Below are 24,088 nucleotides of genomic sequence, written 5' to 3'. Positions count from 1 at the left end.
GGGGCGCTCCCGGGCTGCGACGACCGGGAACGCCGGCCTGCGGTGACCGGTCAGGGCGTGGTGACGGAGAAGTCGTCGTGGACGGCCTGGATCCGTTCGCCGGGGTAGTTGAGGTTGACGGCGGAGGCGATCACTCCCGCGTCCCCGGTGCCGGAGGCCGAGGCGACGGTGGCCGAGCCGACGGTGGACCAGGTGGTGCCGTCCTTGCTCGCGTACGCCGTGTACGTCGTGCGGTCGCGCACCAGCTTGAGATGGGCCGGGTGGTAGGTCTGGCCGCCGCCCGCCCAGGTGTCGAGCTTTCCGTCGCCGTCACTGTCGGTCATGAACTCCAGGCCGTACTTGTCCGTCATGACGAGGACCGCGTAGCCGCCCTTCCCGGGCGCGGACAGGTCGTTGGCGACGGCGATGCCGGCCTTGCCGACGGGGCTGGCGGAGTTCTGTGAGACGACTCGCGCCCGCACTGTGGCCTTGTCACCGACCACCCCGCTCTCGTAGACGGCCGCCTTCTCGTCCTTCCAGCCCGACAGGTCCTGGCCACCCGCCCAGATGGCGAACTGGTCGCCTGCCTGGGCGAATTGGGCGCCGCCGGTGGTGTCGGCGGTGCGGTACGGAGCCGAGACAGTGCCCGGCTCCGGATTCACCTTCACCGGGACGCGGTCGGAGACCTTCGTACCGCCGTCGTAGGTGACGGTTCCGGTGAGGATGTGGCTGCCCCAGTCGGCGTCGGCGGGCGGGGTGACCTTCCACCGGGTGGTGAGAGTGGCGCCGGCGGTCAGGGACCTGGAGGTCGCGGCTGTGGTGGCCTCGGCGCGCCAGCCGGCGGGCGCCGCCAGCGTGGCTGTGACCTTCTTCAGCGGCCGGGAGCCCCAGTTGGTGGCCGTGGTGGTGATCTCGAAGGCCTCGCCGTTGCCGGTCTCCGGTGCGTCGGGGGCGAGCAGCACGGAGGCGGCGGGAGCGTCGTCGCTCCGCAGGGCACGCAGGGCCTTGTCGGCGCCCTTGGCCTTGAGGTTCACGAAGGCCGGGGTGACCCCGAGGGGAGCGCCGTAGCCCTTCAGGTCCTTCGGGCCGCGGATCACGGTGCCCTGGTTGACGTCGTACCACGTGCCCGGCGGCAGATGCACGGTCCGGGTGGCCCGGTCGGTGACCTGCGGCGCCGCGAGGACGGCGGGGCCGAGCATCCACTCGTCCGGGACGGTGTAACTCGCCCTGTCCTTCGGGAAGTCGAAGAACAGCGGCCGGACGATGGGGTCCCCGGTTCTGAGAGTCTGCTGGACCTGGTCCCAGATGTAGGGCGCGAGCCGTTCGTGCCGCAGAATCGCCGCCCGGTAGAGGTCGATGGTCTCCTGGTCGTAGACGACTTTCTGGCCGGTCGTCACATCGATGGTGTCGACGGGTGAGGTGGAGGAGTACATCAGCGGCATGAGCGACGCCACCTGAGCCGAGCGGATCAACACCTCCTTGTCCGGGGCCGGTTGGCCGCCGGAGCCGCCGATCATGTCGGTGGTGACGAAGGGGTAGCCGATCGTGGAGATCGCGAGGTTCTGGGTGACCGAGGCGCGGACCGAGTCCCAGCCGGTGCCCTTGTCGACCTGCCGGGTGACGAACCCGGCCCGGTGGGCCGTCGAGTCCCAGTGCACGCGGATGCCGACGCCCTGCAGGTCGAACTCGTCGGCGAGTTCGGTGCCGAGCCGCTGGTAGTCGGTCGGCTTGAATCCGGCGCGCGGGGCGCACCTGTCGTCGAAGAAGCGGGTGTCGAACTTCAGGCCGTCGATGTCGTAGTCGCCCATCAGGGACTTGACGCGGCCGGTGTACCAGGCCCTGGCGTCCGGGTTGGCGAGGTCGATGATCCCCGCTGTGCCGTTCCACCAGGTCACCGTGCACGGCTTGGCGGGGTCGGCGGCGTCCCCCAGCAAGTAGCCCTTGTCGACGGCGAACCGGTAGTTGTCGGAGTCGAGGTTGATCCACAGAGTCGTCCAGAGCCCGAAGTCGAAGCCCAGGTCGTGGATCCTCTTCGACATGGCCTTCGGGTCGGGGTAGGCCTTGGCGTCGAAGGTCAGATTGCCGTAGTTCGACTCCCACTTGTCGTCGAGCTGGAGGGCGTGCCCGTCCAGGCCGGCGGCCTTGAGGTCGGTGGCGTAGTCGAGGAGTTTCTCCTGGTCGATGTCGGTGTAGAACTGCGCCCAGGAGTTCCAGACCGGCTTGGCGTACTGCTCGTACGTGGCGTCGCTCTTCGCCGGTTTCCCGACTATGCCCACGTAGTCGCGGTAGACCTCCAGCGGCGTCGACTCGACGAAGACGGTTGCCTTGTAGGCGTCGGCGGCCTGGACGTCGAAGCGGCCGAGCCCGTCCTTGCCCGCGTTGATCGCCACGTCCATGACATTTCCGGTGTCGACGCGGAGTCCGGCCGAGCTGGAGGTGTACCAGAACGGGTCGATCACGTGGTACGAGGCGGGGGAGAACGCCGGGTGTTCGACCTCGCCGCTGTTCAGCGGCCAGGGCTGGTCGGTGCCGGGGCCGCCCTGCGGGGTCTCGGCCTCGCCATGCCCGTACCAGTGCCCGGCGGAGGCCAGGTCGAAGGCGAGTCCCAGCCGGTCCGGCTCGACTCCCTCGACGTTCCAGTCGAGTTGGTAGCGGTCGGCGGCCGGAATGACACGCGCCTCGACGCCGGCTCCGTCGAACGTGGTGTCGGCGGTCAGGGTCAGGACGCCGTTCTTCCAGCTCCAGGCGGTGACATCGGTGGCGTGCTGCCAGGCGCCGGCCGAGCGGAACCGTAAGGCGCCCGTGTCACCGCTCGCGGTGGCGAGGACGGGACTGTCGGCGCGCTCGGTGGTGAGGGCGAGATCGCCGTCGGTGGATACGTCGACGGCGTAGCCGGGGGTCTTCCCGGTGGCCGGCACGGACAGGGTCAGGCCGTCCGCGGTTTCGGTCACCGTCGACCGAGGGGCCGAGTCGGCCCGCACGGGCTGGGCGAGGGCTTCCGTGCCCGGGAAGGCGATGGTCAGGGTCAGGGCGGCGGCGAGTGAGGCGCCGAGTCTGCGGGGCTGTGCACGCACTGGTGTCCTCCAGCGGGGAGAGGCATGGAGTCTCTGACGAGCTATGCAAGATCTTGTAGTTTTGCGCACATACTCTTGCAGGAAAATTCATCTGTCAACGATGCGTTCCCTGATTCCTGCGGGGCCCCGAGGGCCCGTGTGGTCGCTGATGACGGACAGGCCCGCTGCTCACGGCATGGGTCGCGGGCAGCGGGCCCGGCTTCGGAAGTCCGTCGAATTCGCGTGAACGGCGTCAGGCGAGAATCACCGAACGGGTGAGATGGCGCGGGTTGTCCGGGTCGAGGCCGCGTGCCGCGCCGAGGGCCGCGGCGAGCCGCTGCACCACGACGAGGTCCGCCACCGGGTCGCGGCCGAAGGCCACCAGCCGGCCGCCGGTCCGGGCGATCTCGTCGGGCAGTCCCTCGGGGACACCGGCCGGGTCGCCGAACCACCAGGCCACCCGCCCGGGCCCGGTGACGCTGATCGGCCCGTGCCGGTACTCCATCACCGGATACGCCTCCGTCCAGGCGCCCGCCGCCTCACGCATCTTCAGTGCCGCCTCCTGGGCGATCCCGTAGGCCCAGCCGCTGCCGAGGAACGTGAACTGTTCGGCGGTCAGCAGCTCGTCGGTCAGCGGCTCGGCGAGCGCCGCCGCCCCCTGCGCGGCCAGTCCGCTCAGGTCCTCGCCGAGCAGGGCCCGCAGAAACACCAGCTCAGTGGTGGCGAACCGGGTCTGCACGACCGACGTCTCGTCGGCGAACTCCAGGACGGCGGCCATGTCCGCGAGTTCCATGACGGGCGTCGCCGGATCGGCGGTGACCGCGACGGTGGGTGTCACCCCCTTCAGGCGCCGGAGCACCTCCAGCACTTCGGTGGTGGTGCCCGACCGGGTCAGCGCCACCACCCGGTCGTAGCGTCGCCCGGCCGGCATCTCGGACGCAGGGAAGGCGTCGGTCTCGCCGTGGCCCGCGCTCTCGCGCAGCACCGCGTACGCCTGGGCCATGAACCACGACGTGCCGCAGCCGACGACGGCCACGCGCTCGCCGGTCCTGGGCAGTCGGGCGACGCCTGGGGTCTCCGGCCGGCGCGCGAGTGCGACGGCGCGGTGCCAGCACTCCGGCTGTGTGGCGATCTCGGTCTCGGTCTGGCTCATCGGGACTCCCGTCTCGGACGCACAGGGCGTGGTCGCGCGGTGAAGCGCCGCTCGTGATGGGTGCGGGCACCCAAGGGGATCCGTCTCGGCGTGACCGAGTCGTGATCCGGCGGGCCCTTGACACCATGCGTGATTGATTGAGCATGATGACGTTCAATGCTTGATCGTAGCAAGATTCGAGCATAAATGAGCATGGAGCCGCACTCGTCGTTAAGTGCACAGCCATACGAAGAGAAGGTGGTACTCGCGTGAATCGACACCTCGTCGGCACAGCCGCAGGCCTGGTTCTGGCCCTGGCTCTCACCGGATGCGGCAAGGGAGGGTCATCGACCAGCGGCGACTCCGACGGCCGGACGATCACCTTCGTGGCCGCGAAGTACGACGACGACACCCAGCCCTACTGGAAGAACCTGATCAAGGACTTCGAGGCCGGGAACCCCGGGTACAAGGTCAACCTGGAAGTCGTCGACTGGGAACAGATGGACTCCAAGGTCAAGACGTACATCCAGACCAAGCAGCAGCCGGACGTCCTCAACTACAACAAGTTCTCCGACTTCGCCCGCGACGACCTGATCTACCCGGCGGACCAGGCGGTGTCGGCGAAGGTGCTCGACGACTTCCTGCCCCTCTTCGCCCACCAGGCCATGTACGACCAGATCCAGTACGGCCTGCCATTCATCTCCAGCGCCCGGCTGTTCTTCTACAACAAGGAGATCTTCAGGAAGGCGGGTGTCACGGCGCCACCGGCGAATTGGGCGGAGCTCGAGGCCGTCGCGAAGAAGATCAAGAAGAACGGGGGGACCGGAGTCATTCCGCTGGGTCTGCCGCTCGGACCGGAGGAAGCCCAGGGCGAGTTCGGCATCTGGTCGATGAACAACGGCGGCGGCTGGGTCGACGACTCCGGCGAATGGGCCGTCGACCAGCCGGCCAACGTGGAGACCCTGACCTACCTGAGGAAACTGACCAAGGACGGCCTGACCCAGCCCAACCCGGAGACCACCAACCGCAAGGACGTCTTCAACCAGTTCGCGCAAGGCCGGATCGGCATGATCAACGGCGCCGTCTTCATGCGCAAGGGCTTCATCGACCCTGTCGACAAGAACCTCGACTACGGCGTCGCGCCGCTGCCCAGCAAGGACGGCACCACCCACAACACCCTGGGCGTCCAGGACTACCTGGTGGCGTTCAAGAAGGACGGGGGCAAGAACCGGGAAGCCGTCAACAAGTTCCTGGACTTCGTCTACCAGAAGAAGAACGCCTCCACCTTCCTGTCCACCGAGGGATTCCTCTCGGTCACCAAGTCCGCCGGTGACGCGCTCAGTTCGGACACCGACTACTACAAACCCTTCGTCGACGCGCTGGGGGGCGCCAAGTTCGCCCCGGCGGACAACCCGGGCTGGGGCGCCGTCGACGGCGCCGCGAAGCAGCAGATAGGCACCGCCGTGGCCGCCGGCGATCCCCGGAAGGTCCTGGAGAAGATCCAGAAGACCGCGGAGAAGACCGCTCGGAAGGCCGGCTGACGCATGGCCGTCCACGACATCTCCGTACGCGCCTCGGGGGACCGGCGGGAGCCGGCCCCACCGGGCGCGGCACCGCCCGCCGCCCCGGGCCGGAAACGGTGGCGCGATCTGCGTGCCCTCGAACCACTTCTGTGGCTGGGCCCCGCCGTCGCCCTCATCCTGACCATGGTGGTCTGGCCCGTCGTCGAAATGGCCCGCACCTCCCTCACCAGGATCAGCTCCACAGGGCTGTCCCTCGGCTCCGCGGGCCTCGACAACTACACCGACCTGTTCGCCGAGGAGGACCTGCCGGGCGTACTGCTGCGCACGCTGGTCTGGGTCGTCGGCGTCGTCACGGTCACCCTCTTACTGTCCCTGGGGCTCGCCCAGTTGCTCAACACCCGCTTCCCCGGGCAACGGGCGGTCCGCTGGGCGCTCATCGTGCCCTGGGCGGCGTCCGTGCTGATGACCGCGCTCATCTGGCGCTGGATGCTCAACAACTTCTACGGGGTCGTCAACCGCGCACTGATGGACGTGGGTCTCCTCGACAAACCGGTGAACTGGCTGGCCGACCCGGTCCTGGGATTCGCGGCGATGATGGCCGTGGCGGTGTTCGTCTCCCTGCCGTTCACCGCGTTCGTCATACTCGCCGGACTCCAGACCGTCCCCGCGGAGGTCTACGAGGCGGCCCGGATGGACGGCGCCGGCCCGGCGAGGACGTATCTGTCCGTCACGCTGCCGCTGCTTCGGCCCTCGCTGCTGGTGGCCGCGATCATCAACATCATCAACGTGTTCAACTCGTTCCCGATCATCTGGGCGATGACCCGCGGCGGCCCCGGCTTCGCCACCGACACGACGACGACCTTCATGTACAAGCTCGCCTTCGACAACCAGGCCGTCGGCGAGTCGGCCGCGATGGCCGTCGTGAACTTCGCACTGATCCTCGTCGTGGTGCTGGCGTATCTCCGGGTCGTGCGCTGGCGGGAGGAGATCCGATGACGAAGTCCGCCGCACGTACAGGTGCCGGACCACGGGCCACGCGCAATGGAGGCGGTCGCACGGTACGCACCGCGCTGATCGCCGGCACCGGCTGGCTGGTCGCCCTGGTGTTTCTCTCCCCGTACCTCCAGATGTTGCTGACGGCGCTGAAGCCGACGCCGGAACTCATGAAGTCCCCGCCCTCGTACCTGCCGTCCGAATGGCGCTGGTCGAACTTCGCCGACGTGTGGTCGCTCGACGATCCGCCCGTCGCCGGCTCGCTGGGCTTCTCGCTGTACGTCGCCGGGATGTCCACGCTGCTCGCGCTGCTGGTCGGGCTGCCGGCCGCCTACTACACCGCGCGACACCGGTTCCGGGGCCGCGGCGCGTTCCTGCTGCTCGTCCTGGTGACCCAGATGTTCGCGCCCACCGCACTGCTGGTCGGTATCTACCGGGAGATGGTCAGCCTCGACCTGACCGACACCGGCGAGGCGCTGATCCTCGTCAACGCGGCGTTCAACCTGCCGTTCTGCGTCTGGATCCTCAACGCCTACTTCGCGAGCGTCCCCAAGGAGCTGGAGGAGGCGGCGTACCTGGACGGGGTCGGCCGGCTCGGGGCGCTGACCCGGATCACGCTGCCGCTGGCCATGCCCGGTGTGGTGACGGCGGTGGTGTACACGTTCATCGCAGCGTGGAACGAGTACGTCGTCGCCCTCACCATCACGTCCTCAGGTGACCGCACGACGCTGACCAAGGCCATCCCCGGGTTCGTCACCGCGTACCAGGAGCAGTGGCAGTACCTCTTCGCCTCGTCGCTGATCGCCATCGTCCCGGTGGTGGTGCTGTTCATCTTCGTGGAGCGCCATCTGATCAGCGGGCTGACGGCCGGTGGAGTCAAGGGGTGAAGTGGTCGAAGCGAGGGATGCGGTGACGAGGGTCGCCGCCCTGGCCGGCGGCGAGAACGTGGCTCTGTGCGCGGTGGAGGCGTACGGCGTTTCCCTGCAGAAAGCCCCGGTCGGGCCGGTCGGCGCCGTCCGACCCGCCGGACCCCGGTCCGTCAGACACCGACCCGTCGGTTCGGCCCGGGGTCCCGCCGTCGTCGGCGATCTGATCCTGGACTTCGCCGCAGAAGCCGCCGCCCGGGCCGCCGCTCCGTCGCCCGCCGGTTCGGTGTCGGCCCGTTCCGCGGTGGCCGGCGTCGGCGACGTCACCGACACCGCTGTCCATCCGGTCGGCCCCGGCGTCAGGACCGACGGACCGCCTGTGCCGGCACCCGGAACCTCCGTAGCTCCGCGAGGTGTTCGGCAAGAGCATCGCGCGTGGCTCGACCCTACTCACCCGCGCGGCGCCATGTGGCCGGGCGGGCGCCCGGTGACGTACGCCGCGAACGCCCGTGCGGGGCGCGGACGTTCAGGCGCGGATGATCTCCACTCCGGCGGCGGCGAACGGCTCGATCAGCCCGGCGGGAGCGTCCTTGTCGGTCACCAGCACATGGACGTCCTCCAACGGACAGATCCGCGCGAACGCCCGCTTGCCCAGCTTGGAGGAGTCGGCGACCACGACAACCTGCTGGGCGCGCCGCGCCAACGCCCGGTTGATGCTGGCCTCACCCTCGTGATGCGCGGTCGCGCCGTGCACGGAGTCGATCGCGTCCACGCCGATGAAGACGTGGTCCAGCGTGATCTCGGCGAGCAGTTCGGTGGCCAGTGGCCCGATCAGCTCGTACGAGGCCGGGCGCGCCACTCCGCCGGTGACGACGAGCTTCACATGACGGCGTACGACCAGCTCGTTGGCGATGTTCAGGGCATTGGTGACAATCGTCAGCGACGGCTCGGCACCGCCCTCCGGGCCCAGGTCGCTCCTGGTCGCCAGCGCCCGCGCGACCTCGGTGGTCGTGGTGCCGCCGTTGAGGCCCACCACCGCTCCGGTCTTGACCAGGCCGGCCGCCGCATGCGCTATGCGTTCCTTCTCGGGGGCGTGTCGTGCCGCCTTGTACCGCAGCGGCAGGTCGTACGCGATCGCGTTGATCACCGCGCCACCGTGGGTGCGGGTGACCATCTGCTGGCGAGCCAGTTCGTCGAGGTCACGCCGGATCGTCGCGGCGGACACCGCCAGTTCGGCCGCGGCCGCCTCGACCTCGATACGCCCGTCGCGCGTCAGCAAGTCCAGCAGCGCGCTCCACCTGGCCTGCGGTGCCGCCATCTCAGTCGCTCCCTGTCGGTGGGGTAGACGCCCATGAAACCACGACTGGGCCGCACGTTTCTGGCGTACGTCGCATATTTCAGTAATTTATCCCCTCTAAAACAGCAATTTCCTGCATCGGCTTTCACGATTTCCGTCACACCGCTATGCAGGGGGAGCGGTGGTGCAGGGAGCTGTGCACGGCAACCCGCGATCAGGAAAGGCCATCCGAACATGCCTCTGACTCCCACCGCCGACCTCGTCCGGGCCGCGCACGCCGAGGGGCGCGCGGTCGGTGCGTTCAACGTGATCACCCTGGAGCATGCCGAGGCGATCGTGGCCGGAGCCGAGACCGTGGGCGCCCCGGTCATCTGCCAGATCAGCGAGAACGCGGTGCGGTTCCACGGTGGCGCCCTCACGCCGATCGCCCGCGCCACCGCGGCGGTGGCCGAGGCGGCATCGGTCCCGGTCGCCCTGCACCTGGACCACGTCACCGACGAGGAACTGTTGCGCCGGGCCGCGGACCACGGCTTCGGCTCGGTCATGTACGACGCCTCGGCGCTTCCGCACGACCGAAACCTGGCCGCGACCCGAGCCGCCGCCGAATGGGCTCACGCCCACGGGCTGTGGCTGGAGGCCGAACTCGGCGAGGTCGGCGGCAAGGACGGAGTCCACGCACCCGGCGTCCGCACCGACCCCGGGCAGGCACGCGAGTTCGTGACCAGGACGGGCGTCGACGCCCTCGCCGTCGCCGTAGGCAGTTCGCACGCCATGACCACCCGCACCGCGCGGCTCGACCACGAACTGATCGCCCACCTGAAGGAGTCCGTTCCCGTTCCCCTCGTCCTGCACGGCTCCACCGGTGTGCCCGAGGACGAGCTGCGCCGCGCGATCACCGCCGGTATGACCAAAGTCAACATCGGTACGGCACTGAACATCGCCTTCACCGGAGCGGTGCGCGACGCCTTCAGCAACGGCCCCCGGACGGTCGACCCACGCCCGTGGCTCTCGGCCGCCCGCACCCGCACGGCGGAGACGGTGGCTCAGGCGCTACGCGTACTGGGGTGAATGCCTGTCAGGAGCCGGCCGGGGAGGGGGACGGCTTCGCCACCCGTCTCTTCGATCGCCGGCTGTCCGACGCGTCGGCTCGAAGGATCACTGTCGTGGTGTCATGTGCCGTCCGTATGCCGGGGCGAGTGAAGCCGGACTGGTACGCGATCACGACGAGTTGGGCGCGATGCCGGGCGCCGAGTTTGGCCATGATGCGGTGTACGTGGGTCTTGGTGGTCCAGGGTGAGACGTGGAGCCGCTCCGCGATGGAGACGTTGGAGAGGCCGGCCGCGACGAGGCCGAGGACCTGTCTCTCGCGTTCGGTCAGGGTCTTCAGCTCCGGCGTCTGAACACTCGTGGTCTCCGGTGCGGAGAGACAGCGGGCGATGAGGACCTTGGTCGCTCTGGGGGACAGCAGTGCCTCTCCCCGGCCGATCAGCCGAATGGCATACAGGAGGCGGGCGGGTTCCACGCCCTTTCCCAGGAAGCCGCTGGCCCCGGCACGCAACGCCCGCAAGACGTACTCATCGGCTTCGAAGGCCGTCAGTATCAGCACCCGTACGCCCGTGAGGTCCTCGTCGGCCGTGATGGCCCGAGTGGCGTCGAGGCCGTTCATGCCGGGCAACCCGATGTCCATCAAGGCGACGTCGGCGCGGGTGCTGCGGGCCAGGTCGAGCGCCTCACCGCCCGTCGCGGCCTCCCCGACGACCTCGATGTCCGGCTCCGACTGGAGGACCAGGCGCAAACTGGAGCGGACGAGGGACTGGCCGTCGGCGAGCAGTACGCGGATGGTCATGTGTGCCTCCTCTGCGCGGCGGTCGCAGGCGACGCCGTGCCGGCCGAAGTGATGGTGTGTCGTCCTCCGGCGAGTCGGCTACGGGCAGCGACGGCCGTACGTCCGGGGGAAACCGGCCGTCGGCGTGGGCCGTCCGTCTACGGGCTGTGCCTCACGGCACCCGGCTCGAGGCGCCGTACGGCGACGGCAGGGACAGGCCCACCTTCGACAGCATCGGTTCGAGGACGCGCAGCGAGTACGCCAACCACCGGAAGAGCGGCGCATCCGCGTCCGCTGCGGTTCGGCCGGCGGACAAGTGGGGTTCTGCACGAGGTCCGGCACGGATGGACTCAAGCGGACAGTAGTCCGCTAGCGGATGCAAAAGTAACGGACTAGTGTCCGGTTGGCAAGAGTGAGAGGTTCGGAGGAGGGATGGCCGTGAACGCGGACGAGGCACCCAGAGGTTGTCCGATCGGTCCGGTGTCGATCTGGTGTTCAGTCGGTGGGCCACGCCGATTCTGCGGGTTCTGCACGATCGCGGGTGACTGTGCTTCAACCTCTTCGATCAGGAGACCCGGACGGGCGCCCGCGCGTATCGGAGCGAGCCGTCGAGTTGGCGGACGTTCCCTGGCCAGGGCGCCCGGGAGAGGGCCCGTAGCGCGCCGTCCGTGCACCGAAGGCCTCCGCCGCCGCCATGGCCGGCCATCAGACAGGTCGCGGGCGCGGAGATGTCGGCCGTACGGTGCCGCCACGGCGGGACGGTGACCTCGGCACCGATTCGCGCCCGCACCACAGTTGCGGAATCCACCTGCCGGGACGCGGCCATCCCCTGCCGATCCTGGCGGCGTCCTCCTGGCGGCGTTCGCCTTCAGGAGGCGGGCGGTGAACACGTCAGTTATTCCGTGGCGCGACCTCCGCCATCCGCGACCAACCCTGCCCCTCGGTCTCGATGTTGATGATGTCGGCAGTGACCGTGCCACCTCCTGGACGTGCGCAGGATCGCGCCGCGTGTCCGATCGCTGAAACCTGTTCCCGCTCGCTCCGCTCGCCCTCCCTCCGGGCTTCACCCTCCGCCTCTTGCTAAGCGGACTGCGGTCCGTTACGTTCTTCGAATTATCGGACAGTGATCCGCTTCGGCGGGCTACAGCGTCGGATACGGCCCACTGGCCATGTCCGACCGTCAGCGTCCGTGCCTGAGAACGGTGCGGCGCGCGACCCGTGCACGCCGCCACCACGTCCCATCCGACCGATGGGGTTTCTGTCTGCGGAGGGGCCAAGTGCTGGACATTGCCCATGAGCTGAGTGAGTGGCTCGAGGAGGGCAAGGAGTTCGCCGTGGCCACCGTCGTCGGTGTCAGTGGCAGCGCGCCACGCGGACTCGGGGCCGCCCTCGCCGTCGATCGCGAGGGCACCGCCGTCGGATCGGTCTCCGGCGGTTGCGTGGAAGGAGCCGTCTACGAACTCTGCACGCGAGCACTCGACGATGGCGGGTCCGTCGTCGAACGGTTCGGCTACAGCGACGGGGACGCCTTCGCCGTCGGTCTCACCTGCGGCGGAATCATCGACATCCTGGTCACGCCGGTCGCGGCCGACGCGGCTGTCAGGACGGCGTTCCAGTCCGTGCTGGCCGGCGCCGCCCGCGACGAACCGGCAGCCCTCACCCAGGTGATCCGCGGCCCCGCCGAACTCCTCGGCAGGAGCCTGTACGTGCGCCCTGACGGCACCCACGAGGGATCGCACGGAGACGGCCGCTCCACGCTGGACCGGGCCGCGGCCGCACAGGCGCACGCCTTACTGGAAACCGGCCGTACCGGCACGGTCGAACTCTCCGAAGACGGAGCGCTCTGCCCCGGCGGACTCACCCTGCTCGTCGAAGCGAACATGCCGTCACCCCGCATGATCGTCTTCGGGGCGATCGACTTCGCGGCGGCACTGGTCCGGATCGGCAAGTTCCTCGGCTACCACGTCACCGTCTGCGACGCCCGCCCCGTCTTCGCCACCCGGGCGCGCTTCCCGGACGCCGACGACATCGTCGTCGACTGGCCCCACCGCTACCTCCGGCGCACACCGACCGACGCGCGCACCGTCCTGTGCGTCCTCACCCACGACGCCAAGTTCGACGTACCCCTGCTGCGGGAGGCCTTGCGGATGCCGGTCGCCTACGTCGGGGCCATGGGCTCTCGCCGCACCCACGTCGACCGCGAGCGCAGGTTGCGTGAAGCCTGGCCTGGAAGAACGGGAGTTGGGCCGCCTCAGGTCACCGATCGGCCTAGACCTCGGTGCCCGTACGCCCGAGGAGACCGCCTTGTCCATCGCGGCGGAGATCGTTGCCACCCGACACGACGGCACAGGCAGCCCGCTCGCTGATATCGGGACGCCCATTCACCGCGACGGAGGTCAGCGGGTCGTCCGGGGAGTCGCCTGACGCCTGTCCCTGTGTCCGTGTATTCGCCCATCCGTAGATTGATCTGGAGACAGCTATGAAGCCCCGCACCCTCAGCCGCCGCGTCACGCTCGCCGGCGTCGGCGTACTCACCGCCGCCGCGCTGACCGTCGGCACCACCGCCTTCGCCGGCACCGAGACCACGGCGAATCCGGCGTGGGATTCCGACCCGCGTACGAGTACGGACTGCGGCTGGGCAGCGACCGGCGGGGCCGCCTGACCGCGTCGACGCACGAGGTACGTGCCGAGACCTCCCGCTACGAGACGAACATCGAAAGTGTCCTCGTTCCTGGCCGGATGCTCTACAGCACGCCCAACGTCCGCCAGTCGTACGCGCAGGTACCGCTGGACGTGAGCACGCCGACGTACATGCGCGGCCCCGGTTACGCCAGCGGCGCCTACCCCGTCGAGACGGCGATGGACGAACTCGCCCACGAACTGGGCCTCGACCCCATCGAACTGCGGCTGCGCAACGAACCCGCCGCCGACGAGTCCAGCAAGCTGCCGTTCTCCACCCGCCGACTGCGCGACTGCTACGCCGCCGGCGCTCGCGAGTTCGGCTGGCACCGGCGCGATCCCAAGCCCCGCTCGACGCGCGACGGGGACCTGCTCATCGGCATGGGAATGGCCTCCGGTGTCTACGACACCCAGCGCAGCCAGGCCCAGGTCTCGTTCAGGCTGGATGCCGACGGCACCGCCCTGGTGCAGTCCGCCACCAGTGACATGGGTCCCGGCACGGCCACGTCCATGACCCAGGTCGCCGCCGACGCCCTGGGCCTGACCATGCGCCAGGTGACCTTCCGGCTCGGCGACTCCCTCATGCCGCCGGCCCCTGGGCACTTCGGTTCGCAGACCATGGCGAGTGTCGGCTCCGCCGTCCAGGACGGTGGCGACAAACTGCGGGGGCAGGCCATCACGCTCGCGGTCAAGGACGAAGGATCACCGCTGCACGGCGCCGACCCCGCCGATGTCGTGGTGACCGGCGGCCGGTTGTACGTGAAGGGCAACCCCGCACGCGGGGAGACGTACCAGCGGCTCCTGGCCCGCAACAATCTCAGCCACCTCGAAGCACTCGGCTCGTACGCCGGGGCCTCCGGATCGGAGAAGTTCTCCTTCTACGCCTATGCCGCGACCTTCGTGGAGGTAGCCGTCGACGCGACGCTCGGCCTGGTACGGGTCCGGCGCATGGTCGGTGTGTACGACGCCGGCCGGATCATCAGCCCGAAACTCGCCGACAGCCAGGCCATCGGGGCCATGATCGGCGGCATCGGCCAAGCCCTCCTCGAACACACGGTCACCGACCACCGCGACGGACGGATCGTCAACGCCAACCTCGCCGACTACCTCGTACCGGTCCACGCCGACATTCCCAAGGACCTGAAGGCCATCTACATCGACGGGGAGGACTACGAGGCCGACCCGATCGGCGTCAAGGGACTCGGCGAGATCGTCATCGTCGGAGTGGCGCCCGCCATCGCCAACGCGGTCTTCAACGCCACCGGCCGCCGGATCCGCGAACTGCCCATCACCCCCGAAGCCCTGCTCTGAACGCCCGGGTGGGCCGTCGACCCCGTCGGCCACCCGGGCGTTCCCACCGACGTCCGGCGGGTGACCCCGCCACACCGCCGGACCCAGGGCCGCCGCCGCGTCGTCCCCCGGGGCGTGGCGGCGGCCCGCTCACGTGTGCGCCGCCCGGAGCGGACACCATGCCGACCACCTCACCCTGGCGCACTCATGAGGTCGGCGACCCGCCGCTGATGGCCTCCCGCTATCGCCGTGCGAGGGCTTTGAGCCAGTCCTCGACGGCCACGACATCTGCCCACTGCGGGAACAGCTTCTCGGTGAGCATCGTGTGCACCTCGGGGTCGGTGTCGAGGCAGGCGTCCGCCAGGACGGTGAGAGCGAAGTCCAGGTCGAGGGCGTGCCACAGGGTGGACAGCACCACAGCGCTGGTGGCGATGCCGGTGAGAACGAGGCTGTCGATATCGCGAGCCCTGAGTACCAGGTCGAGGTCGCTGCCCGAGAACGCGCTCCCGCGCCTCTTGGTGACCACCGCGTCGCCCTGCTGCGGCGCGACATCGGGATGAATCTCGGTGCCAGGGGCCCCCTCGGTGAACAGGCCGGCCCGCACGACGTTCGCCATCACCCGGTTGCGAGGGCTGACTTCCGGATCGCCCGGCCGTAACCCCATCACCACGTAGATCACGGGGATGCCGGCGACCCGGGCACCGTCGATCGCGCTGCGCAAGCGCGGCAGATATCCGGATCCGTCGTCGGCGATGGCCACGACGTCCCGTTGGACGTCCATCACCAGAAGCGCGCTTTTCGCCATGCTTGCCGTCCCGTCTTCGTTGGGGAAACACGAGCGAGTCTGGTGGATCGGGTGAGCCGCGGTGGAGATTTCGGCGAAGCAGCCCTTCTCGCGAACGGGCTGTTGTGACGGCCCGTTTGAGGCTCGAAGCCCCTACGCATCAGGACGAGACCGTGCGCCGCTCGCTCAGGCCGAGCAGGCTCGCCGACTATGGTGTCCTCAAATGGACACCAGTCCGATACCGGCGCCGGCTGTACCGGTGGCTGTCCGTCGGAAAGGGGGGCGAAGTGGGTTCGGAAGGAGGACGCGTGGAGTCGAGGAACAACGTGCCTCAGCGCTCGGACGCGCAGCGTAATCGCGAGCGCATTCTAGAGGTGGCGTTGGTCGAACTGTCGCGTTCGGCGGACGTGCCGCTGAGTGTGATCGCCAAGAAGGCGGGCGTCGGACAGGCGACGTTCTATCGCAATTTTCCCGATCGTGAGGCACTCGTCCTGGAAGTGCACCGGCATGAGGTGCAGCAGCTCACCAACAGCGCGGCCGAGTTGCTCAAGACCAGGGAAGCTGACCGCGCCCTGCGTGAGTGGATGGACCGCCTCGCCTATTTCGCCATGGCCAAGGCCGGTCTCTCCGACGCGCTGCGGCAGGCCACCCGTGCGACCGGTGGCCCGGAAAGGCCGGGATACTCCCTGGTGGTCGACGCGATCGAGCTTCTGCTCGACGCCAACCACGAGGCCGGCACCATTCGCCCGGAAGTGACTGTCGACGACTTTCTCCTCGCCATCGCCGGTGTCTGGCAGATCGACCTCAGCGGGGACTGGCATTCCCAGGCGACCCGCCTCCTGGACCTCATCATGGACGGCTTGCGCGCGGGAGCCCCCGGTCCACGACAGCCCGGTCCGTGACGTGCGCTGACCCGGGAGGCTGGGGTGTGGCGGCGCTTACCTCACCAAGGGGGCGTGCCAACACTGTCGAAGTAGCCGCCGATCAGATCCTTAGTTGAAAGCTTTTTATGAAGCTATCGAGCTAGTGACCTATAGTGCAGGAGTGACAGCGACATCCGATCCCGTGGACGCGTGGATGCGCGCGTGGCGTGCGGAACTGCCCGAGATTCTGTTCGCCTCGTCTGAGCTGAGCAAGCGGATCATGTTCCTCTCCGCGGCCCTGGACCGCGTCTTGCGGCGGGAGCTGACCGAATTCGGGCTGACGCCGGCTGAGTTCGACGTGCTGGTGACTTTGCGCCGAGCCGGTGAGCCGTACCGTATGAAGCCCAATCAGCTGGCCCGCTCCCTGATGCTTTCCACCGGCGGTACCACCAACGTCACCCACCGTCTGGTCGCCCGCGGCGCGGTCGCGCGGGAGGACGACCCGGCTGACGCCCGTAGTACCTGGATCCGGCTGACATCGGACGGCATCGCCCTCGCCGAGCGCGCGGTCCTCGCCGTCTCGGCCGAGCACGACGCCGCCTTCGACGGCGTGCCGGCAGAAGTCATCGACGCGGCGACCGTCGCGCTTCGGAACCTCATCACCTCCACCCCGGGCCTGCTCCCGCGTGACTCCGCGGCGCGGAACGCCCGACCCCAGGGCCGGGACTGAGGATCGCCGCGTTCTCGGGATCCACCGGGCGGGGCCCACGTGCGCCGGAGGGGTCCGGGCCGACGGCGCCTCCACCGGCCTGCCTGGTGTGATGAGCGCGGGAGGCGGTATCGCGTCGTGACCGGCAGACCAACGCCGGGGAGTGGGTGGAGCGGCGAAATCCCGCGCTCACACGCGGGATCCATGGTGAAGAGAGCCGGGCCTCGGGTCAGTGATCGTTGACGACGGCGGCGGTGGCGCGCAGGGCACGGACGGCCTGGGCGGTGTCGCCGTAGAGGATCCTGCCGTCGGCCTTCACGACCTGTCCGGCCACAAGGACCGTGTCCACGTTGTGCGGTTGCGCCGCCGTGACCACAGCGGCGATCGGGTCGCGTTCGGCGGTGAGCATGTTGAGGTCGTCGAGGCGCAGCATGATGACGTCGGCCTGTTTGCCGGGTCGCAGCGAGCCGATACGGTCGGCCAGTCCCAAGGCGGTGGCACCGTCCAGCGTGGCCATCTTGAGGACATCCCCCACGGTCAGCGGAGTGGTGTCGGCGATCTGGCTGGCCAGCAGCGCCGCGCGCATCAGGGAGAACATGTCACCGGGCAGCGAGGAGACCGCGTCGACGCCGAGGCCGACGGTGACACCGGCGCGACGCAGCCGGTCGGCCAACGGCGCGCCGACGCGCATCTGGGCCTCTGTGGCGGGCGTGACCGAGGCGGTGCCACCGGACTCGGCGATCAGCTTCAGTTCGTCGTCGTCGAGCGAGTTCCCGTGCACGTAGAGGGTGTCGGCGCGAAGCAGACCGTGCTCACGCAGGGTGGTGATCGGCCGTGCGGCGACCGGGCCGCTGCTGACGTGGATCGTCAGGGGGAGGCCCAGATCGCGGGCCAGGTTCCAGTCGGCGCTCACGGTCTCGATCGGCGAGAACGACGGGCCGAGCGGGGCCAGCGCCATGGTGACCAGGGCCTGGTCGTCGTACAGGCGCTCGTTGCGGATCCTGCGTACGTCCTCCGGGTTCTGGGCTCCGTGCGCCGGGAAGCCGTAGCCGAACACGGTGCGGAGCCCTGCGGCGTGGAGGGCGTCGACGGCCGCGTCGGCGTGCTCGGGAGTGTGCAGCGCGTGGGAGTAGTCGATCAGGGTGGTGATGCCCGAGTCCAAGGCTTCCAGTGCGCCGACCAGGGTCGCGGCGTGGACGTCCTGCGGCCGGAACCGGGGGCCGTACTGCCCCAGGACGACACTCATGTAGGCGCCCAGGTTCAGGTCCGGGGCCCCGGCGCGGAGCGCCGTCTGCCACAGGTGCCGGTGGGTGTCGACGAACCCCGGCAGCACGATCCGGTCGGTGGCGTCGATCACGGTGGCACCGTCCGCAGACAGCCCCGGACCCACCTCGATGATCCGGTCGCCCTCGATCAGGACGTCGGTGCCGGGCAGGGCGACCGGTGCGGACTCGGTGTCGACGACGTAGCCGTTGCGCAGCAGGAATCGGGTGTCGGTCATGATGCGACCTTCCTTTCAATGAAAGCTTTAGAGAAAGCTAACTCGAAAGTGATGTGTGAGGCAACCGCCGCAGACGACCCGCGGTCCCCGGCAAGTACCAGCCGCTCCTCAGCTACGGAGAACGTGGCGGTCTGGCGGAAGCGCGGCGCCGAGGCGGCCTCATACGATTCCGCTTCCCCGCACGGCGGTTACTCCGTCGAGGCGTTCGGCGCGAACGCGCGCACCAGCAGCCGCGCCCGGTCGGGCGAGATGCGGGCCTGGGGGACAGCGGCTGGGACCGCCCCGCCCTGGTCGCCGAACTCCCCGCGTCACTCAAGATGGGCATGGGCATGGGCATGGGCGTCTTCGCCGTGCACCAGGTCACGGAGGGTGCCGGCACTTCCCGGCGCGGACAGGGACTCACCGCCCGCTGGCGCGACCTCCGCGTCCGCGACTGACACAGCACACGCCGGAGATACCGCCGGCCCGGTCGTTACGGCGTGGAGAACAGACCGGGCTCCGCAGGTGAGGAGCCGTCGGCACGGACGCCGTTCGTGACCCGCAGGAAGTCCAGCTTTTCGGCATCCACGGAACCGGCGGCCACCGTGTACACGACGAGACGGACATCGCAGCCCGGGACGGTGAGCACGTCGCAGTCGCACACCACCTCGCCGACCCATGCTGACCACGCAGTACGCGAAGCCTGGCCGGACTGAGAACTCCGGGGCGCGCCCGACCCGGACGAGGGCTCCGGAAGAGAGCCGCTCACCCGCGATGGAGGCCCAACTCGCCCGCGCGCATGCCGGCCTGGAAGCGTGAGTCCGCGCCCAGCATGACGAGGAGCTCGGCGACCCGGCGGCGGTAGGTGCGCAGCGACATACCCAGTTCCCGTGCGGCTGCCGCGTCGGTCGCACCGGACGCCAGTGCGGACAGCACCGTACGGGCCTGTGTCCCGATCTGAGGACGCTCGGGCTGGAAGAAGACCGCCAGGTCGGTAGCGGCTTCCCACGCGGCCTCGAAAAGCGCGTACGCCCCGCTGACCAGGGCGGGTTCCACGCTCATGGTGTACGTACGGTGCCCGTGGTCGCGAGCGGTCGGTGACGCGGAGGCGGACGCGGACGTGGATACGGGAGCGGTGAGGATCATGGTCCGCCGGTCGATGAAGACCGTTCCCTGGGGCAGCGGGGTGGCGGCGATGCGCACCCGCATGCCGTGGGCGGTCATCTCGCGGAGGGTCTCCCGGTCGCGTTCGTCGGTGAGTACGGCCGGGCTGTACAGCTTGCGGGCCCGGTGTGCGCCGTCACGTCGTATCCGCAGTCGTGCGGCCTCCCGGGAGCCGGGCCAGGTGTCGAGATCGCGCGCCGCGCTGACCCATTCCGCGTCGACCGACTCCGTCAGGGGTACGACTCGTGCCCGGAACTCAAGATCACCGGTGAGGATCATGGTCTGTGGCATGCGTTCATTGTGCCCCTGGCAGCAAGGTGTCACAGCCTCGTCAGCAGGTTTGGGGCCGTGCAGGCTGAGTTCATGAGCAATGAATTCCGCCTCGGCGGGGACCTGGCCGTCAACCGGCTCGGCTTCGGTGCCATGCGCCTGCCGTCCAAGGACGGCATGGGTGGCCCCGCCCGCGAGCCCGAGACCGGCCGTGCCGTACTGCGCCGTGCCGTCGAGCTCGGCGTCAACCACCTCGACACCGCCGACTTCTACTTCAGTGCCGGCGGTGCGGTGCGCGCCAACACCCTCATCCGTGAGGCCCTTCACCCCTACCCGTCGGACCTGGTCATCGCCACCAAGGTGGGCCCGATCATCGGCTCCGGCGGCCTGCACCACGCCACCCCGGGAGATATGCGCGGCCTTGTCGAGGCCAACCTCGAAGGCCTGGGCGTGGATCGCCTGGACCTGGTGTACCTGCGTATCGGCCCCATGGCACCCCCGCGTGGTGAATCCCTCGCCGCCCGCTTCGAGGCGCTCGCGGCGCTGCGCGAGGAGGGCCTGATCCGTCACCTCGGCCTCAGCAACATCGACGTCGACCACCTCGCGGAGGCCCGGGCGATAGCGCCGGTGGTGGCCGTGCAGAACGCGTACCACGCCGCCCGGCGCGGCGACGCGGAGTTGCTGGCCGCCTGCGAGGAGGCCGGCATCGCGTTCGTGCCCTTCTTCCCGCTCGGCGGCGGCCGGGAACTCGACGACGAGCGGCTGGCCAAGGTCGCCGCCCGGCACGACGCGTCCGTGTCCCGGATCGGCCTGGCCTGGCTGCTGGCATCCTCACCGGTAACCCTGGCCATCCCTGGTACGGGCTCCCTCGCGCACCTGGCGGACAACATGGCCGCCGCCACGATCACCCTCACCGAGGAAGACCTCGACGACCTCGCCTGACGCCAGGTCCGCAGAGGGCCACCAAGGAGAAACCAGGAAAGCGGTCGTCATGATGACCGTCCGGATGACGGGCGTGACCGCCCGACTCGGTGTGCACGCGGCCCGTCATCGCGCCGACCGGGCCGAACCCGTTCGGAGTGACGCCCGGTATGACGGCGGCTCGGTGACTGTGTAGCCTGCCGATGCTCTATAACGACTGTCATAGGAGGCTGTCATGACGATCATCACCGTGAATTCCCCGAAGGGGCGCCTGGATCTCGCGCAGCGCCGGGAGTTGGCTGAGACGCTGACCGACGCGGTGTTGGTGCCCGAGGTCGGGCAGCACGCTCCGGCCGCCCGGGCCGGGTTTCAGGTTCACTTCGTCGAGCGCGAGCGGGACATGATGGCCATCGGCGGGCAGCTGTTGGCCGACACCGCTCACGATCTCGACGTCATGGTGATCGACGTCGCGGTCATGGACGCCGCCTGGCAGCGGGATGTCCGGGCCGAGGTGATCGAGCGGGTGCTGGCCGCCCTCGCGGCGGCCTGCGGGCTGGCGAAGCCGGCGCCGGCCTGGTGGGTCAACTTCCGAGTGATCGACGAGGGCAGCTGGGGATCGTCCGGGGGTGTGCTGTCCGTCCTGCCGCTCCTTGAGAGCGGGGTCTTCACCGAGGGGCGGGTCAAAGCCGTCCGCGCGGCGCTGGGGGCGTGAGGTCAGTCCTCGATCGCGGAGACGATAAGGATCTGCAACTGTTCGGCTGTGTCGTCGAGGGGCTGTGTGCTGCGTTTGGCGCGGCACATGGCCACGGTCCCTTCGACCGCCGCGACGATCAGCGTCGCGAGCTGAGCCGCCCGCCGAGCCTCGACTCCGTGCTCCCGCAACGATCCGGCCAGTAGGTTCTCCCACTCGGTGAAGACGTCGGCGGCGGCCAGAAGAGCGGTTGTCGGCTCGTCGGTGGGAGGCTCCTCGACGGAGACGGCCAGGACGGGACAGCCGGCCCGGAAATCGCTGTCGACGACGATCTTGCGCCACAGAGCGAGGAAGGCGCGAAGCCCGGCGACCGGTCCCGCCTCCAGCTCCCTGCGCAGACTGTTGGCGGTCCAGGCGCCCGTGTAGCGGACGGCCTCGGTGACAAGCTGCTGCTTGCCCTCCGGGAAGTAGTGATACGTCGAGCCGAGCGGCGCCCGGGCGTGCTTGGCCGTCTCGCGGATGCTCGTGGCGTTCAGGCCGCGCCTGCTGATCATGTCGGCCGCACCGGCCACGATCCGCTGCCGCACTGTCGTACTGGACTTGGTCACGGACGGAATCCCTTCTGGTCCCACCGGCTATGACGTTCGTCATAGCCTAGCCTGAAGCGGATCTCTGACGAATGTCATGGAGGGCGGTAGGACGTGCAGATGGAAATCCGGGCCGCCGCGATCCGGGGCATCGATCGTCTGATCGACGATCTCGGCGGTGACGGGGCGGGTCTGCTCGGCGAGTTCGGCGTTTCGCCGGATGACCTGGACTCCGACCACGCTCTGCTGCCGGCGGTCACGGCCGGGCGGATCCTGCGCCGCGCCACGAAGGAACTGGACTGTCCGGATCTCGGACTGCGTCTGGCGGCGCACCAGGACATGTCGATGCTCGGCCCGCTGGCTCTGGCGGTCGGGAACTGCGACACGGTCGGAGAGGGTCTGGACTGCGCGTCCCGGTTCCTCTTCGTCCACAACCAGGGCATTCGTATGTCTCGCGTGGACGATCCCGAGCGCTACGCGGGGGTGGGGGCCGTCGAATACCGGATGGTGCATCCGGACATTCCGTACGAGCCGCAGACGATCGACGCGGGTCTGGGGCTGCTGCACCGCAATCTCATCACGATGAGCGGCGGCTACGAGCTGCTCGGGGTCTACATGCCCCATCCGCCGCTGACGGACGAGTCGGTGTACGCGGAGTTCTTCGGCGCGCCGATCCGGTTCGACGCGGACCGCGCCCTGCTGCGGGTACGGAAGAAGCTCTTCGTCCAGCCGATGTCGACCCCGGTCAACCCCGAACTGCGCCGCATGGTCGTGGAGTACCTGGAGGCCCACTACACAGATCCCCGCGACAGCGTCACGACCACGGTGCGGTCGGCGGTCGGGCGCGCGCTGGGCACGGTTCCCGCGAGGATCGACATGGTCGCGGCATGGCTGCACACGCATCCGCGCACGTTGCAGCGGCGGCTGGCGCAGGAGGGCACATCGTTCCAGGCGATCGTCGACGACGTACGCAAGAAGGCGGCACATCGGCTGCTTACGGGGACCGACATGCCGTTCTCGCAGGTCGCGTCGTTGGTGGAGCTGGCCGGACAGGCGGCGCTCACCCGTGCGGCGCGCCGTTGGTTCGGCCGGACGCCGACTCAGGTCCGCCGTGACGCCAGGCGCGTTCCCAAGTCACCGCGTGTCGGGCAGGGTTAAATTTCTGTCGCCCAGGGTCAAGCGGCGGTTTCGGAGCGCTTCCATACTCGGGTGCCATGACCAGTGCCCCGCACTCCACCTCGCCGCCCGCCCACGTCGATGTTCTGATCGTGCCTGTCCTGGACCATGCGTGCGGATCTCACCGCGCGACTGGTGTGCCGGGTCCTCAACCACATGCGCCGCGCCGACCTCGCGGCGGTCACCCCACCCGCGGAACCCGACGTCCGGGAGCGGCCCCTGATCGAGCTGGCGTCCGGCTACGTCCAGCGGGGCGTCGAGAGCTTTCCCCGGCACGGACACCGCGCCCCCTGGCGGATGCGCCAGACCTACCTGCTGGACGCCGCCGACATCGCCCGCGCGAGCCTGCGCCGCGAGTTGCGCGGCGTGCCCCGCACGGCGGTGCGGCCGGCCGGCGACGACGTCCCGACGGCGACGGGACGCCGACCATGGCGGAACTCGGCGGAGTGTGCGACGAGCGTTTCACGGAGGTGGCCGCGCGACTGTCCGAGAACCTCGACGCGGGCGAGGAACTCGGTGCCTCTGTCGCCGTCGTGGTCGACGGGGAGCCGGTGGTCTACCTGTGGAAAGGCTGGGCCGACCAGGGCCGCTCGGTGCCATGGCGGCGGGACACGATCACCAATGTCTGGTCGTGCACGAAGACGGTCACGTCCCTGACGGCGCTGCTGCTGGTCGAGCGCCGACTGCTCGACGTCGACGCACCGGTGGCCCGGTACTGGCCGGAGTTCGCCGCGCGCGGGCCGCTTTCGCGTCTCTGGACGTCTGACATGGTTATAGCGAGTGTCATACTTCGAAAGGTGTAAACC

General features: G+C 69.2%; 22 protein-coding genes and 3 pseudogenes. 13 read left to right on the top strand and 12 right to left on the bottom strand.

The window, feature by feature from the left end; all coding sequences use genetic code 11:
• Positions 1–50: 50 nt before the first annotated feature.
• A complete protein-coding gene (locus QA861_RS01995; RefSeq protein ID WP_334586429.1) occupies positions 51–3,053 on the bottom strand; it encodes a TIM-barrel domain-containing protein in 3,003 nt (1,000 codons plus the stop codon).
• 232 nt (positions 3,054–3,285) lie between these two features.
• Positions 3,286–4,185, bottom strand: a complete 900-nt coding sequence (locus tag QA861_RS01990; protein ID WP_334586428.1) for an SIS domain-containing protein — start codon at positions 4,183–4,185, stop codon at positions 3,286–3,288.
• Positions 4,186–4,433: 248 nt separating this feature from the next.
• Between QA861_RS01990 and QA861_RS01985 the strand changes: the two genes are divergently transcribed.
• From QA861_RS01985 to QA861_RS01975, 3 genes are read left to right on the top strand one after another with little or no spacing between them, the layout of a single operon-like run.
• On the top strand, positions 4,434–5,705 hold the full coding sequence (locus QA861_RS01985; protein WP_334586427.1) for an extracellular solute-binding protein: 1,272 nt from the start codon (positions 4,434–4,436) through the stop codon (positions 5,703–5,705).
• Between the two features lie 3 nt (positions 5,706–5,708).
• Complete coding sequence (locus QA861_RS01980) at positions 5,709–6,683, top strand: carbohydrate ABC transporter permease (RefSeq protein WP_334586426.1); 975 nt, start codon at positions 5,709–5,711, stop codon at positions 6,681–6,683.
• Positions 6,680–7,567 (top strand): carbohydrate ABC transporter permease, encoded by an 888-nt coding sequence (locus QA861_RS01975; RefSeq protein ID WP_334586425.1) that lies wholly within the window; start codon positions 6,680–6,682, stop codon positions 7,565–7,567. The genes QA861_RS01980 and QA861_RS01975 overlap by 4 nt, the downstream gene beginning before the upstream one ends.
• On the opposite strand, the gene QA861_RS01970 is transcribed toward QA861_RS01975, so the two are convergent.
• Together QA861_RS01970 and QA861_RS01965 are read right to left on the bottom strand one after the other, a co-directional pair.
• Positions 7,557–7,889, bottom strand: coding sequence for a hypothetical protein (locus QA861_RS01970; protein WP_334586424.1), 333 nt, complete (start codon positions 7,887–7,889; stop codon positions 7,557–7,559). The genes QA861_RS01975 and QA861_RS01970 overlap by 11 nt on opposite strands.
• A gap of 183 nt (positions 7,890–8,072) precedes the next feature.
• On the bottom strand, positions 8,073–8,864 hold the full coding sequence (locus tag QA861_RS01965) for a DeoR/GlpR family DNA-binding transcription regulator (RefSeq protein ID WP_334586423.1): 792 nt from the start codon (positions 8,862–8,864) through the stop codon (positions 8,073–8,075).
• Between the two features lie 213 nt (positions 8,865–9,077).
• Here QA861_RS01965 and QA861_RS01960 point away from each other — a divergent pair, with 213 nt between their 5' ends.
• On the top strand, positions 9,078–9,911 hold the full coding sequence (locus QA861_RS01960; RefSeq protein ID WP_334586422.1) for a class II fructose-bisphosphate aldolase: 834 nt from the start codon (positions 9,078–9,080) through the stop codon (positions 9,909–9,911).
• A 118-nt stretch (positions 9,912–10,029) separates the two neighbouring features.
• Here the strand turns inward: QA861_RS01960 and QA861_RS01955 are convergent.
• From QA861_RS01955 to QA861_RS01945, 3 genes and pseudogenes are all read right to left on the bottom strand, one after another.
• Positions 10,030–10,689, bottom strand: a pseudogene (locus QA861_RS01955) (response regulator); the annotation flags it as partial.
• 151 nt (positions 10,690–10,840) lie between these two features.
• Positions 10,841–10,984: a hypothetical protein gene (locus tag QA861_RS01950; RefSeq protein ID WP_334586421.1), complete on the bottom strand. Its 144-nt coding sequence runs from the start codon at positions 10,982–10,984 to the stop codon at positions 10,841–10,843.
• A gap of 249 nt (positions 10,985–11,233) precedes the next feature.
• The gene (locus tag QA861_RS01945; RefSeq protein WP_334586420.1) at positions 11,234–11,494 is read right to left on the bottom strand and encodes a hypothetical protein; all 261 of its coding nucleotides are present in this window, start codon (positions 11,492–11,494) and stop codon (positions 11,234–11,236) included.
• 451 nt (positions 11,495–11,945) lie between these two features.
• On the opposite strand from QA861_RS01945, the pseudogene QA861_RS01940 reads away from it, so the two are divergent.
• From QA861_RS01940 to QA861_RS01930, 3 genes and pseudogenes are all read left to right on the top strand, one after another.
• Positions 11,946–13,092, top strand: a pseudogene (locus QA861_RS01940) (XdhC family protein).
• Positions 13,093–13,147: 55 nt separating this feature from the next.
• Entirely contained in the window at positions 13,148–13,330 is a 183-nt protein-coding gene (locus QA861_RS01935) for a hypothetical protein (RefSeq protein WP_334586418.1), read from the top strand.
• A pseudogene (locus QA861_RS01930) lies at positions 13,264–14,658 on the top strand (xanthine dehydrogenase family protein molybdopterin-binding subunit); the annotation flags it as partial. The gene QA861_RS01935 and the pseudogene QA861_RS01930, both read left to right, overlap by 67 nt.
• Before the next feature lie 220 nt (positions 14,659–14,878).
• Here QA861_RS01930 and QA861_RS01925 read toward each other — a convergent pair.
• Positions 14,879–15,442 (bottom strand): cysteine hydrolase family protein, encoded by a 564-nt coding sequence (locus QA861_RS01925; protein WP_334586417.1) that lies wholly within the window; start codon positions 15,440–15,442, stop codon positions 14,879–14,881.
• A 287-nt stretch (positions 15,443–15,729) separates the two neighbouring features.
• Here QA861_RS01925 and QA861_RS01920 point away from each other — a divergent pair, with 287 nt between their 5' ends.
• Together QA861_RS01920 and QA861_RS01915 are read left to right on the top strand one after the other, a co-directional pair.
• The gene (locus QA861_RS01920) at positions 15,730–16,323 is read left to right on the top strand and encodes a TetR/AcrR family transcriptional regulator (protein ID WP_334586416.1); all 594 of its coding nucleotides are present in this window, start codon (positions 15,730–15,732) and stop codon (positions 16,321–16,323) included.
• Positions 16,324–16,465: 142 nt separating this feature from the next.
• Positions 16,466–17,014, top strand: coding sequence for a MarR family winged helix-turn-helix transcriptional regulator (locus QA861_RS01915; RefSeq protein ID WP_334586415.1), 549 nt, complete (start codon positions 16,466–16,468; stop codon positions 17,012–17,014).
• A 208-nt stretch (positions 17,015–17,222) separates the two neighbouring features.
• Here QA861_RS01915 and QA861_RS01910 read toward each other — a convergent pair whose 3' ends face one another.
• From QA861_RS01910 to QA861_RS01900, 3 genes are all read right to left on the bottom strand, one after another.
• On the bottom strand, positions 17,223–18,494 hold the full coding sequence (locus QA861_RS01910; protein ID WP_334586414.1) for an amidohydrolase family protein: 1,272 nt from the start codon (positions 18,492–18,494) through the stop codon (positions 17,223–17,225).
• Positions 18,495–18,966: 472 nt separating this feature from the next.
• Positions 18,967–19,122, bottom strand: a complete 156-nt coding sequence (locus tag QA861_RS01905) for a hypothetical protein (protein WP_443041429.1) — start codon at positions 19,120–19,122, stop codon at positions 18,967–18,969.
• Positions 19,123–19,238: 116 nt separating this feature from the next.
• A complete protein-coding gene (locus tag QA861_RS01900; protein ID WP_334586413.1) occupies positions 19,239–19,928 on the bottom strand; it encodes a DNA-binding response regulator in 690 nt (229 codons plus the stop codon).
• Positions 19,929–20,000: 72 nt separating this feature from the next.
• Between QA861_RS01900 and QA861_RS01895 the strand changes: the two genes are divergently transcribed.
• Together QA861_RS01895 and QA861_RS01890 are read left to right on the top strand one after the other, a co-directional pair.
• Positions 20,001–20,849: an aldo/keto reductase gene (locus QA861_RS01895; RefSeq protein WP_334586412.1), complete on the top strand. Its 849-nt coding sequence runs from the start codon at positions 20,001–20,003 to the stop codon at positions 20,847–20,849.
• 214 nt (positions 20,850–21,063) lie between these two features.
• Positions 21,064–21,540, top strand: coding sequence for a tautomerase family protein (locus QA861_RS01890; protein WP_334586411.1), 477 nt, complete (start codon positions 21,064–21,066; stop codon positions 21,538–21,540).
• A 2-nt stretch (positions 21,541–21,542) separates the two neighbouring features.
• On the opposite strand, the gene QA861_RS01885 is transcribed toward QA861_RS01890, so the two are convergent.
• Positions 21,543–22,127 carry a TetR/AcrR family transcriptional regulator gene (locus QA861_RS01885; protein ID WP_334586410.1) on the bottom strand — a complete coding sequence of 195 codons (585 nt, stop codon included), beginning with the start codon at positions 22,125–22,127 and terminating at the stop codon, positions 21,543–21,545.
• A gap of 99 nt (positions 22,128–22,226) precedes the next feature.
• Between QA861_RS01885 and QA861_RS01880 the strand changes: the two genes are divergently transcribed.
• Entirely contained in the window at positions 22,227–23,264 is a 1,038-nt protein-coding gene (locus tag QA861_RS01880; protein ID WP_334590424.1) for an AraC family transcriptional regulator, read from the top strand.
• Between the two features lie 446 nt (positions 23,265–23,710).
• Positions 23,711–24,085: a serine hydrolase domain-containing protein gene (locus tag QA861_RS01875; RefSeq protein WP_334586409.1), complete on the top strand. Its 375-nt coding sequence runs from the start codon at positions 23,711–23,713 to the stop codon at positions 24,083–24,085.
• The last annotated feature ends 3 nt before the right edge of the window (positions 24,086–24,088 follow it).

This window comes from Streptomyces sp. B21-083 (genome assembly GCF_036898825.1).
Lineage (GTDB): Bacteria > Actinomycetota > Actinomycetes > Streptomycetales > Streptomycetaceae > Streptomyces.
This window is presented reverse-complemented; position numbering and strand designations above follow the sequence as displayed.